General features: G+C 62.5%; 10 protein-coding genes. 5 read left to right on the top strand and 5 right to left on the bottom strand.

The genetic code is table 11. The annotated features are described in order from the left end of the window. Positions 1–14 precede the first annotated feature (14 nt). The 4 genes from accB to BHC62_RS04135 form a co-directional block, all read right to left on the bottom strand. Complete coding sequence (accB, locus tag BHC62_RS04120) at positions 15–479, bottom strand: acetyl-CoA carboxylase biotin carboxyl carrier protein (RefSeq protein WP_029297651.1); 465 nt, start codon at positions 477–479, stop codon at positions 15–17. Positions 480–503: 24 nt separating this feature from the next. Beyond that, positions 504–959 carry a type II 3-dehydroquinate dehydratase gene (gene aroQ / locus BHC62_RS04125; protein ID WP_029297648.1) on the bottom strand — a complete coding sequence of 152 codons (456 nt, stop codon included), beginning with the start codon at positions 957–959 and terminating at the stop codon, positions 504–506. A 297-nt stretch (positions 960–1,256) separates the two neighbouring features. Then, positions 1,257–3,218, bottom strand: a complete 1,962-nt coding sequence (locus BHC62_RS04130) for a methyl-accepting chemotaxis protein (protein WP_070994302.1) — start codon at positions 3,216–3,218, stop codon at positions 1,257–1,259. 55 nt (positions 3,219–3,273) lie between these two features. After that, positions 3,274–4,944 (bottom strand): PleD family two-component system response regulator, encoded by a 1,671-nt coding sequence (locus tag BHC62_RS04135; RefSeq protein WP_029297642.1) that lies wholly within the window; start codon positions 4,942–4,944, stop codon positions 3,274–3,276. A gap of 274 nt (positions 4,945–5,218) precedes the next feature. On the opposite strand from BHC62_RS04135, the gene BHC62_RS04140 reads away from it, so the two are divergent. The 4 genes from BHC62_RS04140 (at position 5,219) to speA (ending at position 9,622) form a co-directional block, all read left to right on the top strand. Continuing rightward, positions 5,219–6,286, top strand: coding sequence for a DUF2333 family protein (locus BHC62_RS04140; RefSeq protein WP_029297639.1), 1,068 nt, complete (start codon positions 5,219–5,221; stop codon positions 6,284–6,286). 3 nt (positions 6,287–6,289) lie between these two features. Further along, positions 6,290–6,826: an NUDIX hydrolase gene (locus BHC62_RS04145; RefSeq protein WP_029297638.1), complete on the top strand. Its 537-nt coding sequence runs from the start codon at positions 6,290–6,292 to the stop codon at positions 6,824–6,826. A gap of 314 nt (positions 6,827–7,140) precedes the next feature. Next, positions 7,141–7,512, top strand: a complete 372-nt coding sequence (locus tag BHC62_RS04150; protein ID WP_029297635.1) for a translation initiation factor Sui1 — start codon at positions 7,141–7,143, stop codon at positions 7,510–7,512. A 196-nt stretch (positions 7,513–7,708) separates the two neighbouring features. Then, the gene (gene speA / locus BHC62_RS04155; RefSeq protein ID WP_029297633.1) at positions 7,709–9,622 is read left to right on the top strand and encodes an arginine decarboxylase; all 1,914 of its coding nucleotides are present in this window, start codon (positions 7,709–7,711) and stop codon (positions 9,620–9,622) included. A gap of 129 nt (positions 9,623–9,751) precedes the next feature. On the opposite strand, the gene BHC62_RS04160 is transcribed toward speA, so the two are convergent. Next, positions 9,752–11,095, bottom strand: coding sequence for an MATE family efflux transporter (locus BHC62_RS04160; protein WP_070994303.1), 1,344 nt, complete (start codon positions 11,093–11,095; stop codon positions 9,752–9,754). Positions 11,096–11,375: 280 nt separating this feature from the next. Between BHC62_RS04160 and BHC62_RS04165 the strand changes: the two genes are divergently transcribed. Then, on the top strand, positions 11,376–16,280 hold the full coding sequence (locus tag BHC62_RS04165) for an alpha-2-macroglobulin (RefSeq protein ID WP_070994304.1): 4,905 nt from the start codon (positions 11,376–11,378) through the stop codon (positions 16,278–16,280). The last annotated feature ends 21 nt before the right edge of the window (positions 16,281–16,301 follow it).

Consider the following 16,301-nt stretch of genomic DNA (forward strand, 5'->3'; position numbering starts at 1 on the left):
AGGCGCTCCGCGGTTCAAACGATGGTGAACAGCGGCTGGTCGTACTCAACCGGCTGACCGTTTTCTACCAGGATGGATTCGATGACGCCGGCTTTTTCGGCCGTGATGTGGTTCATCATTTTCATCGCTTCCACGATGCAGATGGTGTCGCCCACTTTCACAGTCTTGCCCACTTCAACGAAGGCTGGCGAGGTCGGTGCCGGGGTGCGGTAGAAAGTACCGACCATTGGCGACTTGACCACGAAACCGTTGAGCACTGGCGCGGCCGGTGCGGCGGGAGCTGCGGCAGCAGCAGGTGCGGCGGCCGGAGCAGCAGCGGCAGGAGCCGGTGCTTGCATCTGTGGTGCGTAGAACTGTTGGGCCGGGGTCTTGCTGTGACGGCTGATCCGTACGGACTCTTCGCCTTCCTTGATTTCCAGCTCGTCGATACCGGATTCTTCCAGCAGTTCGATCAGTTTCTTAACTTTACGGATATCCATGAATCATCAACTCCCAAGGGTCGGTCAGGGGCGTTTAGCCTGTTCTTCAACTTGTTCCAGGGCGGCCTCCAGGGCCAGTCGGTAACCGCTGGCGCCAAGGCCGCAGATCACTCCTACCGCTACGTCGGAGAAGTAAGAGTGATGGCGGAAAGCTTCGCGTTTATGCACGTTCGATAAATGCACTTCGATGAATGGGATGCTCACCGCCAGCAGCGCGTCACGTAATGCAACGCTTGTGTGCGTAAAAGCGGCGGGATTGATCAGGATGAAGTCCACGCCTTCGCTGCGCGCGGCGTGAATGCGATCAATCAATTCATACTCGGCATTGCTTTGCAGGTAGAGCAGATGGTGGCCGGCTTCACGGGCCCGTCGTTCCAGATCGAGGTTGATCTGTTCGAGGGTAACTGCACCGTATACACCCGGCTCGCGGGTGCCGAGCAGGTTCAGGTTGGGTCCGTGCAGAACCAGTAAGGTCGCCATCGGCTGTTCCTTGTTATTGGATGTGGGTACGTCAGAACCCGGCGACTATGCCGCAAAGCCTTTGTGACTGTCCAGTTCTCTGCAATAGCCAGCACGATTAGCGAGGATTGCGCAAAGTATGTGACCGGGGCGCACGATCCGGTCATTGGTAATACGGTCTAGAAAGCAATGAAGATCGACTGTGGGAGCTGGCTTGCCTGCGATAGCGGTGGATCAGTAGCCGATTAGTCGCCTGGCACACCGCTATCGCAGGCAAGCCAGCTCCCACATTTGATCTTCATGGGGCGGGAGATGGCGTCAGACGCGGAAGGCCTGCACGGCCGTATTAAGCTGCCCGCCGAGCACCAATAAATGCTCGCCCTGGCTGCGGCCCTGGCCAATGCGCAGCAGGTTGTCCTCGCCCAACTGGTGGATGCGTTCGCTGTTATCACGGATCTCACTGACGGCGCCGCTCTGCTGCGCCGTGACATCGGCAATGCGGATGGCTGTGTCGGAAATGGTCTGGATCGCGTTGACGATTTCGTCCAGCGCGCCGTCGGCGGCCTGGGCTTGTTGAGCGGTGGCTTCGGCATGTTCGACCTGGGCGCGCATGCCCTCCACCGACTGCCTTGCTGCGGTCTGCAGGCCGGCGATCAGGGTCTGGATTTCGGCGGTGGCGCCTGCGGTGCGCTGGGCCAGGGAACGCACTTCGTCGGCGACCACGGCAAACCCGCGGCCGGCTTCACCGGCGCGGGCGGCTTCGATGGCGGCATTGAGCGCCAGCAGGTTGGTCTGGTCGGCAATCGAGCGGATCACCGTCAGCACGCTGCCAATGGTGGCGGACTCTTCGGCGAGTTTTTCGATCATCTGCGCATTGTCCTGCACCTCGCCCACCAGTGCGTGCAGGCCGGTCAGGCTCAAGCCGATCACCCGTTGGCCATGCTCCACGGCGTCGCCGGCGCTGCGGCTGGCCCCGGCGGCCTGGCTGGCGTCGCCGGCGACCTGCTGGATCGTGGCTTCCAGTTCGCCCAACGAATCGCGGATTTGCGCAGTGTCCCCGGCCTGGCGTTCGGCGCCGTCATGCAGGCCGCCGCTCAGTTCGGCCAGGGCGCGGCTGCTACCGGCGACTTCCTCTGCGTTAGCGCGGATAGTGCCCACCAGGTTCACCAGGTAAGCCCGCAGGCGATTGAGCGAGGCTTCAATGTCATGCAGTTCGCGGTTGGTCGCACCCAGGGCGATCGGTTGGCTGAAATCGCCCTCGGCCCAGGTCGACAGGGCCGGCGCCAGGCTGGTGAGTACTCGTGCCAGGCGTCGTTGCAGGGTGTCGATGAGCAGGGCGATCAACAGGATCAGGCCAATCATCACGCCTTGGATCACCCGCACCTCGCCCTGGATCTTGCCGTGCTGGGCACGCACCTCGGGCTCCAGCGCGGCGATGGCTTGCTGCACGGTGTCGATTTTCAGGTGCGTGGCAGCGGCCAGTTCTGCGCGCTTGTGGATTTGTTCACGGGTCCGCGCAAGCTCTGCCGGGTAGCGTGTGAGCAGGCTGTTGAGTTCGCGTTTGAGATTGACGCCGGTGTCTTCGGCGGTGGTGGTTTCGCTGCTTTCCAGGCCCATCAACGCAGAAAAGTCATCGCTGTTGGAGGCACTGCTGGCAGTCACGCCCAGTAGTGGCAGTTGCTCAAGCAGGTCAGCCTGGCTGCGGATATTGGTCAGTTCACGTTCCACGTCGGCGGCCAATTCACTGCGCCCGCTGCTCACCAGTTTGTCCCGCGCCAGGGACAGCTTGGCCAGGTGCTGCGAGGCCGCCAGCAGCGGCGGCAGATAACGCCCTGCATCGGCTGAGTTGACGCCCATGGCGTACTGGCTCAGTTGCTCCAGGTTGGCCCCCAGTTCCCGCTCGGCTTGCAGCAGCAAGGCTTGTGGGTCGCCGGCCAGTTTGCCGGCGGCCAGCAGGTCGGTCTTGCTGAAGCCATCGAGGTCGAGCAGGCCGGGCCGCAGTTTTTCGGTCAGCTCAGGCGGCAATTCATCCAGGTGCAGCAACAGGTTTTCCAGGCTCTGGCCGGCCGCGCTCAGGCGCAAGGCGTCGCCGCTGGCCAGATAGTCGTCGATATTGCGCGCGGTCTGGTTCTGGAACGCCTGGGACAGGCCCAGATAACGCTCCATCAATAGATAAGGGCGTTCGAGGGCCCGTTGCGACCACCAGAGCGTAGCGCCCAGGGCCAGGCAAACGGCGACCAGCAGAAGGGTGTTCAGATTCGTCAGCAGCTTCAGGCGCATGCGTGGTTTCAACCAACGGCAGAAGGAGTAAGTGCCTGAAGTTATTGCGTTTTCGTTACAGGGTTATGACGGACTGAGTGGAATCTGGTGAAAAAGTGGCACTTTGCCTTGATTCACCCGAAGCATGCACCCGATTACGCCCGGCGTCCTTGGCGCGGTACAGCGCTTCATCGGCCTGGGCGGCCATCATCAGGCTGTCGGAGCCGTCGCATAGCTGCACCACGCCGGCGCTGAAGGTGCACCACAAATCCTGGGGCTGGGCCGGGTAATGGATTTCGGCAAAGCGCCCACGGATTTCGTCGAGCACCTTGCAGGCGGCGTCCAGGTCGGTGTCGGGCATGACAATGGCAAATTCTTCGCCGCCGTACCGGCCGATATAGTCGGTCTTGCGCAGGCGCTGCTTGAGAAACAGCGCCAGGCTTTTGATCACGCGGTCGCCCATGGGGTGGCCGTGGCTGTCGTTGACCCGCTTGAAGTGGTCAATGTCGAGCATGGCAAAGCTCAGCGGCTTGTTCTCGCGGCGCGAGCGGAAGCTGCAGTCTTCCAGCAGTTGCAGGATATGGGTGTGGTTGTACAGGCCGGTCAGGCTGTCGCGCACCATCCGTGCCTTGAGATGACGGGCGCGTGCCGCGCGGTTGCGCACGGTAGTGATCAGGTGGCGCGGCTTGATCGGCTTGGTGAGGAAGTCGTCGCCGCCTTCGCTCATGGCGTCCAGCTGTTTATCCAGGTCGTCTTCGGCCGACAGGTAAATGATCGGCACGCTGACATAGCGGTCGTTGTGGCGAATCACCTTGGCCAGCTCGGTGCCGGTGCAGGCTGGCATGTACATGTCGAGGATGATCAGGTCGGGCTGGAAATCCGCCAGTTCGGCCATGGCCTGGATCGGTTCGATCAAGGTGCGGGTGACGATCCCGGCGCTGTTGAGCAAGCGTTCGGTGTGCATCGCCTGGGCGCGGGAGTCGTCGATGATCAGCACTTTATAAGGTTCGTACTGGGCGACGCAGGTCAGGACTTCGATTTTTTCCAGCAGGCTGGAGGCTTCCAGGGTGCCGGTGAGGAACTCCTGGCCCCCGGCGCGCACGGCGGCCAGGCGGGTGGGGGTGTCGGTTTCGTGCAGGCTGAAGAACAGCAGCGGCAGTTTCTGCTCCAGGCCTTCCTGGGCTTCGGCGGCCAGTTTCAGGCCCAGGCCGGTGCCGCAGAAGTCCACGTCCATCACAATCGCAGCCGGCAGGCGTTCGGCCATGGACGAACGGAAGGCCGCCACGCTGTCCAGGGACTGCGCGCTCAAACCAAAGAATTCCAGTTGCTTGGCCAGGCGCTCGGCGCGGTCGTGATCGGCCAGCATCACGTAGATGGGCTTGCGCATCGGCGGCAGGAAGGTCTGGTCCAACTGATCGCCCTGGCGCAGGCCGGTACGGGACAGGCGCTGCATCAAGCGGTTGAGGTCGGTGATCAGGTTGCTGCTCAGGCGGCCGCGGTTTTCATCCACGGCTTTAAGCGACTCGATGATGTGCCGGGCCAGTTGGCCATGCTCGGGTTGCTCAAAGCGCTCGGCAAAACGCAGCAGGCGCAGATTGGCCTCGCTGAGCTCGTTCAATTCGGCGTTCGACCATTCGCTGCGCTGCAAACGCTGCCAGATCTCAAGAATTTGACGCGCCTGATGAATTACCCGCTGGGCAAAGTGGTGCTTGAGACGCTCACGGCTGGGGTCTTCTGGCTCGGTCATATCCTGACTACTAGGTAAGGGTGCATGCTGAGGTCGACTGGTGGCTCTATGCTAGCACCTCTTTTCATTCGCACGAGTGTCATACGTCAATTAACTGCAACGTCCAGATGATTCATTTGCTGACTGTTGGGTCGCGTAGGCGCATCAGCGCCCATCCTTTATAGTTGAGTGCCAGCTTTACGCCACCTTGATTAAAAGCCCCGCACAGACGGGCACGATGGGGTAGGGTTGTGGTCGTAGCTATTGAACTCAAGTGACTGAAAGGATATCCGCCATGCTGGACTGGAAAAACCGTGCAGGCAGCGCCCCAGGCCCAAGCCCTGCGCCCAAGTCGGCCTCCCGCAGCTATTTTCGCAATTTGCTGATGAGTCGTGCCCTGCTGACCCTGGTTGTAATTTACCTGTTGGTCACCGGTGGCCTGGGTTGGTATTGGAGCCAGGAGCCGGCGCTGTTCCCGGTCCAGCAAAACGCGCAAATTGCCGCCGAAAAAGATGGCAAGCAAATGGTGATCGGCTTTACCACCGTCGAAACCGTCAAGACCGTGGTGGGCACCCTGCTGAACAAGCCGGGTGGCTATATCTCCAACGACCGCTTCCCGCCTGGGCTGTGGATGGACAATATGCCCAGCTGGGAATATGGCGTGCTGGTGCAGGTGCGTGACCTGACCCGCGCCCTGCGCAAGGATTTCGCCCGCTCGCAATCGCAATCGGCTGAAGACGCCGACCTGGCCAAGGCCGAGCCGCGCTTCAACTTCGATAACAAGAGCTGGGTGCTGCCCTCCAGCGAGTCGGAATACCAGGAAGGCATCAACTCCCTGAACCGCTACCAAGCGCGCCTGTCCGACCCCAACCAAAAAGGCGCCCTGTTCTATGCGCGTGCCGACAACCTGAACAACTGGCTGGGCGACGTCGCCACTCGCCTGGGTTCGTTGTCGCAGCGTCTGTCGGCCAGCGTGGGCCGGGTCAAGCTCAACACCGCGTTGAAAACCGAAGCGCTGGCGCCGGGCGAAGTGCCGCAGGTCGATGAAGAAGTGGTGGAAACCCCATGGATGCAGATCGACAACGTGTTCTATGAAGCCCGTGGCCAGGCGTGGGCCCTGTCCCACCTGTTGCGCGCCATCGAAGTCGACTTTGCCGACGTATTGGCCAAGAAAAACGCCACCGTCAGCGTACGCCAGATCATTCGTGAGCTGGAGGCGTCGCAGGAAACCCTGTGGAGCCCGATGATCCTCAACGGCAGCGGCTATGGCGTATTGGCCAACCACTCGTTGGTGATGGCCAACTACATCTCCCGCGCCAACGCCGCGGTGATCGACTTGCGTCAACTGCTGAACCAGGGTTGAGTCGTGGTCGATAGCGCCAAGGAGGTCGCGCACCGCGCGGCCTCGGATGCCGAACATATCGCCTGGGTCGACGAGCAGGACAACCTGCTCGGCGCCCTGGTGCGCGCCGACCTGCGTGAACGCGGGCTGATCGGCCGCGGTACCTACATCATGCTATTCAACTCAAAGGGCGAGTTGTGCGTGCACCGGCGCACCCTGAGCAAAGCCATCTATCCCGGTTACTGGGACGTGGCGGCAGGCGGGATGGTGGCGGCTGGCGAAACCTATGAGCAGTCGGCAGCCCGTGAGCTGGAAGAAGAGTTGGGCGTCAGTGGTGTTGAATTGACCGCCCACGACCACTTTTTTTTCGAGGATACGGGCAACCGGCTCTGGTGCTCGGCGTTCTCGGCGGTCTGGGATGGGCCGCTGCAGCTGCAGCCCGAAGAGGTGCTGGAAGCGCGCTTTATGAGCATCGAGGCGGTGCTTGAGGATATCGAGCGAAAGCCCTATTGCCCCGACTCCCTGGCCGCATTAAAACGCTATCTGGCCGCGCGTCGCTAAAGTTGCATAAATTGGCGCCATTTGGCTCTTAGCAATCAGGCTTTTTGCCGTTACACTGCGCGACTTTTCAAGCCGAACCGCCACCGCGTCTCCCCGGCCCCTGTAGGAGCGAGCTTGCTCGCGAAAAACCCAATGTCACCGCGTGCTGTCTGAATGCCCGCGTTATCGTTGACGATTTTCGCGAGCAAGCTCGCTCCTACAGGGGCGGGGAGGGCTGAGCGGTTCGGTAGCGCTGCCCCTGCCTGAGTGGGGCTTCGCGGTCAGCCGCCCATTGCGGGCACTGACCAGTCTTCATCCTCCCAAGAGGATTGCCGGTGGCCAAAAAAGCCGCATCCTTCGCCGCCCTTGGTGGCCTGGTGTTTTCCACCGACGCAGGTCGGCATTGCCCGGACTGTCGCCAGCCCGTGGACGCCTGTACCTGCAAACAGACCCTGATTCCCGAAGGTGATGGCATTGCCCGCGTGCGCCGCGAGAGCAAGGGCCGTGGCGGCAAGACGGTGACCACCATCACCGGCGTGCCCCTGGCCGCCGAGCCACTCAAGGAGTTGGCCACCGTGCTGAAGAAGCGCTGTGGCACCGGTGGCGCCCTGAAAGACGGGATCATCGAAATCCAGGGCGATCACGTCGAGTTGCTGTTGGCCGAGTTGATCAAGCTCGGATACAAGGCGAAGAAATCCGGCGGCTAGCAGCCTCTGTGAAACCCGCACCGACGAGCGCGCTCGTCGTCTCCATGGTTTCACAGAGCCTGTTCCTGACCGGTGTCTAAACTCTGTCCTGCAAGTGGGGTCTACCCCTCTCACAGGCAAATCGTCATTTTCACTCTTTAGACTGCGCCAGCCTCTGACTTGGGTGGCGCTCTTCGACTTTATATAGGGGACTTCGATGTCCGTACGACGCACACGCAAAGACGATGGCAGCCAATGGACAGTTGCGGACAGCCGCAGTGTTTACGGGATTCGCCATTGGGGGGCCGGATATTTCGCGATCAATGATGCCGGTCGCGTTGAAGTCCGTCCGAACGGCCCGAACAGCTCGCCCATCGATTTGTACGAGCAAGTGGACGAGCTGCGCAAAAGCGGCCTGTCCCTGCCATTGCTGGTGCGCTTCCCGGATATCCTGCAAGACCGCGTGCGCCAGCTGACCGGTGCCTTCGACGCGAACATCGAGCGCCTGGAATACCAGAGCAAATACACCGCGCTGTACCCGATCAAGGTCAACCAGCAGGAAGCGGTGATCGAGAACATCATCGCCACCCAGGACGTGTCCATCGGCCTGGAAGCCGGCTCCAAGCCCGAGCTGCTGGCCGTGCTGGCCCTGGCACCGAAGGGCGGCACCATCGTCTGCAACGGTTACAAAGACCGTGAGTTCATCCGCCTGGCGCTGATGGGCCAGAAGCTGGGCCACAACGTGTTCATCGTGATCGAGAAAGAGTCCGAAGTGGGCCTGGTCATCGAAGAAGCCGCCAACCTCAAGGTCAAGCCACAGGTCGGCCTGCGGGTGCGCCTGTCGTCCCTGGCGTCGAGCAAGTGGGCAGACACCGGTGGCGAGAAGTCCAAGTTCGGCCTGTCGGCGGCGCAACTGCTGTCGGTGGTCGAGCGCTTCCGCGCCGCTGGCCTGGACCAGGGCATCCGCCTGCTGCACTTTCACATGGGCTCGCAGATCGCCAACCTGGCGGACTACCAGCACGGTTTCAAGGAAGCCATCCGCTACTACGGCGAGCTGCGCAACCTCGGCCTGCCGGTGGACCACATCGACGTCGGTGGCGGCCTGGGCGTGGACTACGACGGTACCCACTCGCGCAACGCCAGCTCGATCAACTACGACATGGACGACTACGCCGGCGTGGTGGTGGGCATGCTCAAGGAATTCTGCGATGCGCAGAACCTGCCGCACCCCAACATCTTCTCCGAGAGCGGCCGCTCCCTGACTGCCCACCACGCCATGCTGGTGGTGCAGGTGACCGACGTCGAGAAACACAACGACGACGTGCCGGTGATCGAGAACAAGGAAAGCCTGCCCGAAACCGTGCAATGGCTGGTCGACCTGCTGGGCCCGACCGACATTGAAATGGTCACCGAAACCTACTGGCGCGCCACCCACTACATGAGCGACGTGGCCGCCCAGTACGCCGACGGCAAGCTGACCCTCGCGGAAAAAGCCCTGGCCGAACAGTGCTACTTCGCCGTGTGCCGTCGCCTGCACAACTCCCTCAAGGCCCGCCAGCGCTCGCACCGCCAGGTGCTGGACGAACTCAACGACAAGCTGGCCGACAAGTACATCTGCAACTTCTCGGTATTCCAGAGCCTGCCGGACACCTGGGCCATCGGCCAGGTCCTGCCGATCCTGCCGCTGCACCGCCTCGACGAAGAGCCGCTGCGCCGTGCGGTGCTGCAGGACCTGACTTGCGACTCCGACGGCAAGATCAAGCAATACGTCGACGAGCAAAGCATCGAGACCAGCCTACCGGTACATGGCTTGAACGAAGGCGAAGATTATCTGCTGGGGATCTTCCTGGTGGGCGCCTACCAGGAAATCCTCGGGGACATGCACAACCTGTTCGGTGACACCGACTCGGTGAACATCTACCAGCGTGACGATGGCACGGTGTACAGCGCCGGGATCGAGACCCACGACACCATCGAAGACATGCTGCGCTACGTGCACTTGTCGCCGGAGGAGTTGATGACCCACTACCGTGACAAGTGCGCCAGCGCGAAGATCACGGCGGCCGAGCGCACCCAGTTCCTGGATGCGCTGCGCCTGGGCCTGACCCGCTCGTCCTACCTGTCCTCCTAAGACCGGCAGGCAGCGATCCAAACGGTGGGAGCCCGCTTGTGTAGGAGCGGGCTTGCCCGCGAAAGCAGTGGATCAGTCAATACAGATGCTGACTGATCTGCCGTCATCGCGGGCAAGCCCACTCCCACACTAGTTGGCGCCCAGCCAAAGCCCCTGCCGATTCAGCCGCCAGGCAATCGCCCACAACGTCAAACTGCGCACCGCCATAAACAGCAGGAACGTTATCCACAGCCCGTGGTTACCCAACCCCTGCAACGCCCAGGCAACTGGCAGCATCATCAGCACCGTCAGCAACATGCCATTGCGCATCTCCCGCGCGCGGGTCGCGCCAATAAACAAACCATCCAGCAGATAACTCCACACCGCAATCAACGGCAGTACCGCCAGGTACGGCAGGTAGATATCGGCGGTTGCGCGCACGCTGGGGATATCGGTTTGCATGGCGATAAACAAGTGGCCGGCGAAGGTGAACAGCAGCACAAAGCCGAGGCTGGCGATCAGTGACCAGCCGCAGGCGACTACCAGCGAGCGACGCAACGCCTGGCGATCATGGGCGCCGATGGCGTGGCCGCAGAGTGCTTCCACTGCGTGGGCGAGGCCATCCAGCGCATGGGCCGTCAGCAAGAGCCCGTTGAGCAGCAGGGCATTGGCCGCGACCGTGGCATCGCCCAGCCGAGCGCCTTGCACCGTGATCATGAAAAACACCGATTGCAGCGCCAGGCTGCGAATGAAAATGTCGCGGTTGACCGCCAGCAGCGCGCGCCAACTTTGCCAGACCTTGAGCGCCGCCCAGGCAATATGCCCGGGGTAGGCGCGCAGGGCTTTTTGCGTAAGGGCCAGGCCGAGCAGGGCGCCGGTCCATTCGGCAATCACCGAGGCCCGCGCCGAACCGGCCACGCCCCAGTCCAGGCCCAGCACAAACCACAGGTTCAGGGCGATATTCACCAGGTTGGTGGTCAAAAGAATCGCCAGCGGCGCCCGGGCGTTTTGCGTGCCGAGGAACCAGCCCACCAGCGCATAAGTGGCCAACGCCGCAGGTAACCCGAACAGGCGGGTGTGGAAAAACTCGCGGGTCAGTTGATTCAACTCGGCCGAAGGCTGCATCCATTCCAGCGCCAGATGGCTCAGGGGAATGCCCACCGTGCCCAGCACCATGGCCAACCCCAGCGCCAACAGCAGGCCTTGCAACAGGATTTGCCGCAGCGCCGCACCATCATTGCGCCCGGCCGCCTGGGCGGCGAACCCGGTGGTGCCCATGCGCAGAAACCCCATGGCCCAGGCCAGGAAGGTATACAGACTGGCCCCCACGGCCACCGCGCCCAACTGGTGCGCGTGGGGCAGGTGGCCGATGACCATGCTGTCCACCAAGGCCACCAGCGGCACCGAGATATTCGACAGAATCATCGGCGCGGCCAGGGCCCAGACACGGCGATGGGTGGGACGGTGACGCCAGTCGGTGAGTAAGGTGGACATTCGGGCTCCTTGGGGGAGCGGCATTGTAACTGGCCCTCAACAGCGGCGCAGATCCAAATGTGGGAGCGGGCTTGCTCGCGAATGCGGTGGGTCAGTCAACCTGTATATTGGCTGATCCACCGCATTCGCGAGCAAGCCCGCTCCCACAGGGGATTTTCTACGCTTTTGAGGTAGTTGAGAACCAAACCGCCCTCCGTCGGTCAATGTGAGCAGCGCCACAGCCACTTGGCTGGCACTGATATATAGTTCACCCCTCAGACACCCCGACAACGAGTGCCCCATGCTTAACAAAGGATTGTTCCTGGCCTGTGCGCTGGCCCTGCTGAGCGCCTGCGATTCTTCCGACAAACCGGCTGCACCCACTGCCCCTGCGGCGGCGGCGGTGACGGCGCCAAAGCCGGCCAAGGCCGCGGTGGATGTGGCGACGCTCAAGCAGCGTTATGCCGGCCGTGAGTTAAGCGTGGTGGACGTGTCTGAGGTGCAACTGGATGGCGCCAGCACCTTGTCGGTGAGTTTTTCAATCCCGCTGGATCCCGAGCAGAAGTTCGCCGACAAACTGCACCTGGTGGACAGCAAGTCCGGCAAGGTCGACGGTGCCTGGGAGCTTTCCGACAACCTGATGGAATTGCGCCTGCGTCACCTGGAGCCCCAGCGCAAGCTGGTGCTGACCGTGGACGCCGGGCTGCGTGGGGTCAACGACGCCAAGCTCGCCGCTGAATACACGGCACGCCTGGAAACCCGCGACCTGCAAGCCACCGTCGGCTTCGCCAGCCGTGGCACCCTGTTGCCCACTCGTCTGGCCGAAGGCCTGCCGGTGATCGCGTTGAATGTCGACAAGATCGACGTCGAATTCTTCCGCATCAAACCCGAATCGCTGCCGGCGTTCCTCGCCCAGTGGGGCCGCAATACCAGCCTGCAAAGCTACGAATCCCGTGAACTGTTGCCCATGGCCGACCTGGTCTACGGCGGCCGCTTCGACCTCAATCCTGCGCGCAATACCCGCGAAACCCTGCTGTTGCCCATCGCCGGTCTCAAGCAGTTGCAACAGCCGGGCGTGTACCTGGCGGTGATGCGTGCTTCGGGCACCTACAACTATTCGCAACCGGCCACGCTGTTCACCCTCAGTGATATCGGCCTGTCGGTACACCGTTACGCCAACCGCCTGGATGTGTTCACCCAGGCGCTGGAGGGCGGCAAGGCGCTGGATGGCGTCGAGCTGGAAATCCTCGATGCCGAAGGCCGCGTGTTGGGCCAGGGCAAGACCGAGAAGGGCGGTCACGCTGAACTGCCGCTGCCGAAAAAGGCCCAGGTATTGCTCGCCAAACAGGGCGAGCAGACCAGCCTGTTGCGCCTCGACAGCGCAGCGCTGGACCTGGCCGAGTTCGATATCGGCGGCCAGCCCGCGCACCCCCTGCAATTCTTTGTGTTCGGCCCGCGCGACCTGTACCGCCCTGGCGAAACCGTGCTGCTCAACGCCTTGCTGCGCGACAAGGACGGGAATGCCGTCAAGCCGCAACCGGTGAGTGTTGAAGTACGCCGCCCGGATGAGCAGGTCAGCCGCAAATTCGTGTGGGATGCCGATGCTTCCGGCCTCTATCAATACCAACTGCAACTGGCCGGCGAAGCGCCGACCGGGCGCTGGCAACTGGTGTTCGACCTGGGTGACGGCAAGCCGCAACTGTACGAGTTCCTCGTCGAAGATTTCCTGCCCGAGCGCCTGGCCCTGGAGCTCAAGGGCAGCGATACACCGCTTAATCCTGCAGACAATGCGGTTATCCAGGTCAATGGCCGCTACCTCTACGGCGCCCCTGCGGCGGGCAATCGCCTGAGCGGGCAAGTGTATGTGCGGCCGTTGCGCGAGGCGGTCAAGTCGCTGCCCGGTTATGAGTTTGGCTCGGTGACTGAAGAAGAACTGAGTCAGGATTTTGAACTGGATGAAAGCGTGCTCGACGCCAAGGGCGAGGAAAAACTTACCCTGGAAAGCAAGTGGAGCGAGGCCAAGTCGCCGCTGCAACTGATCGTCCAGGCCAGCCTGCAAGAGTCCGGCGGGCGCCCGATCACCCGGCGCCTGGTGCAGCCGGTCTGGCCGGCCGAGCAACTGCCCGGCCTGCGTGGCCTGTTCGATGGCAAGGAAACCAATGGCGACGGCCCCGCGGAGTTTGAAGTGCTGCTGGCCAACCAGCAGGGCCAGAAACTCGCGGTCGACAACCTCAAGGTCCGCCTGGTTCGCGAGCGCCGCGACTACTACTGGAACTACTCGGACAACGATGGCTGGAGCTATCACTACAACGAGAAATTCCTCAACCTCGATGAGCAGACCGTCAACATCAAGGCTGGCGACACGGCCAAGGTCAGCTTCCAGGTGGAGTGGGGCCCGTACCGCGTCGAAGTCGAAGACCCGCAGACCGGCCTGATCAGCAGCAAGCGCTTCTGGGCCGGTTACCAGGCCCAGGACAACACCGAAGGCGGCGCCGTGCGCCCCGATCAGGTCAAGCTGGCGCTGGACAAACCGGCGTATGGCGATGGCGATACGGCCAACGTCACCGTCACCCCGCCGGCGGCTGGTAAAGGCTACCTGTTGGTGGAGTCCAGCGAAGGCCCGCTGTGGTGGCAAGAGATCGACGTGCCGGCCGAAGGCAAGAGCTTTGCGGTGAAACTCGACCCGAAATGGTCGCGCCATGACCTGTATGTGAGTGCGCTGGTGATTCGCCCGGGTGAGCGCAAGGCCAACATCACGCCTAAACGCGCCGTGGGCTTGCTGCATCTGCCGTTGGATCGTACCCAGCGCAAACTGGGCCTGACCCTGACCGCGCCGGAAAAAATGCGCCCCAAACAGCCACTGACGGTCAAGGTCGCGGCAAAAAATGCCGATGGCAGCGTGCCCAAACAGGTGCATGTGCTGGTGGCAGCGGTGGACGTGGGCATTCTTAACATCACCGAATACCCAACCCCGGATCCGTACTCCAGCCTGTTTGGCCGCAAGGCCTACGGTGTGGACCAGTTCGATATCTATGGGCAGTTGATCGAAGCCGGCCAGGGCCGCCTGGCCAGCCTGGCCTTTGGTGGTGACGCGGCGCTGGCCAAGGGCGGCAAGCGCCCGGACACCAGCGTCACCATCGTCGCTTTGCAAAGCGCGCCGGTGACCTTGAACGACAAAGGCGAGGGCGAAGTCAGCGTCAATATCCCTGACTTCAACGGCGAACTGCGCCTGATGGCCCAGGCCTGGAGTGACGACCGCTACGGCATGGCCGAAGCCAAGACCGTGATCGCCGCGCCTTTGATTGCCGAACTGTCGGCCCCGCGCTTCCTCGCCGGCGGCGACCAGACGCGCCTGGCACTGGACCTGTCCAACCTGTCGGGCAAGGCACAGAAGCTGGATGTGCAACTGACCGCCGAAGGTCAACTGACCCTGCTGGGCGAGCCATCGCACAGCGTGCAACTGACCGAGGGCCAGCGCACCACCTTGCAGATTCCGGTGCGCGCGCTGGGTGGCTTCGGCCAGGGCAAGGTCAAGGTCACGGTCAATGGCCTGGACCTGCCGGGCGAGAACCTGCCGGCGTTTACCCGCGAATGGACATTGGGCGTGCGCCCGGCCTACCCGGCGCTGCTCAAGCAATACCGTGCGGTGCTCAAGGATGAAGCCTGGAGCCTGCCGGATGCGGAGCTGGCCTTGTTTGAACCCGCCGGGCGTGAGGCGCTGTTGAGTCTGTCGAGCCGGCCACCGTTGAACCTTGGCGAGCAGATTCGTGCACTCAAGGCCTACCCATACGGTTGCCTGGAGCAAACCGCCAGCGGCCTGTATCCGTCGCTGTATGCCGATGCCACCGTGCTGGCGCGCCTGGGTTTGACCGGCGAGCCGGATGCCGAGCGCAAGCGCAAGATCGAACTGGGTATCGAACGCCTATTGGGCATGCAGCGCTACAACGGCAGCTTTGGTTTGTGGGGCGCCGATGGCGAGGAAGAGTACTGGCTGACGGCTTACGTCACCGACTTCCTGCTGCGCGCCCGCGACCAAGGCTTTGCGGTACCGCCTGAAGCGCTGAAGAAGGCCAGCGAACGCCTGCTGCGCTACGTGCAGGAACGCAACCTGATCGAAGTCGACTACAGCGACAACGCCGACCACACACGCTTCGCCGTGCAGGCCTATGCCGGCCTGGTGCTGTCACGTACTCAGCAGGCACCGTTGGGCGCCTTGCGCAGCCTGTTCGAGCGCCGCAGCGATGCGCGTTCGGGCCTGCCGCTGGTGCAGTTGGCGATTGCCATGCAGAAGATGGGCGATCAGCCGCGTGCCGACCAGGCGCTGCTGGCGGGTCTTGCCGTACAGCGCAAGGCCAATGAATGGCTGGCCGACTACGGCAGCCCGCTGCGTGACCAGGCGATGATCCTGGCCTTGCTCGAAGAAAACGACCTGGCCAAGGGCAAGCGTGAAGAGCGCCTGTTCGAGCTGTCGGACCAGATGGCGGCCAGCCCATGGTTGTCGACCCAGGAGCGCAACTCGCTGTTCCTCGCCGGCCGTGGCTTGCTGGGCAAGCCGGAAACCAACTGGACTGCCCAGTTGAGCAGCGGCGGCGAAACACGCGAGCTGAACAATGGCCAGTCCGGCTTGAAGCTGGAAGGGCCGTTGCTGGCCTCCCCGCTGACCTTGCGCAACCCAGGCAGCGAGCCGATTTACCAGCAACTGAGCATTTCCGGTTATCCACAGCAGGCGCCAGCGGCGGGCGGTGAAAACCTGAGCATCCGCCGCGAATACCTGGGGATGAATGGCCAGCCGCTGAACCTGCAAAGCCTGCGCAGTGGCGACCTGGTGCTGGTGCATATTGCGGTCAGCGCCAAGAAGCAACGGGTACCGGATGCATTGGTTGTGGATCTGCTGCCGGCTGGCCTGGAGCTGGAGAACCAGAACCTGGGACAAAGCGCTGCCAGCCTGGAAAACGCCAGCAGCCAGGTCAAGGAGTGGCGTGAGTCGATGCAGAATGCGTCGATCAAGCATCAGGAGTATCGCGATGATCGTTACGTGGCAGCGCTGAACCTGGACGGCTACGGCACCACGCACCTGCTGTACCTGGCTCGCGCGGTCACACCTGGGACATATCGCGTACCGCCACCGCAAGTGGAGTCGATGTACCGGCCGAACTGGCAGGCAGTGGGGGAAACCCCGGCGGATATGGTGATCAAGGGGCGTTAAGCGCCCTACTTGTGGGAGCAG

Origin of the sequence: Pseudomonas sp. 06C 126 (genome assembly GCF_001855215.1) — a bacterium.
Lineage (GTDB): Bacteria > Pseudomonadota > Gammaproteobacteria > Pseudomonadales > Pseudomonadaceae > Aquipseudomonas > Aquipseudomonas proteolytica.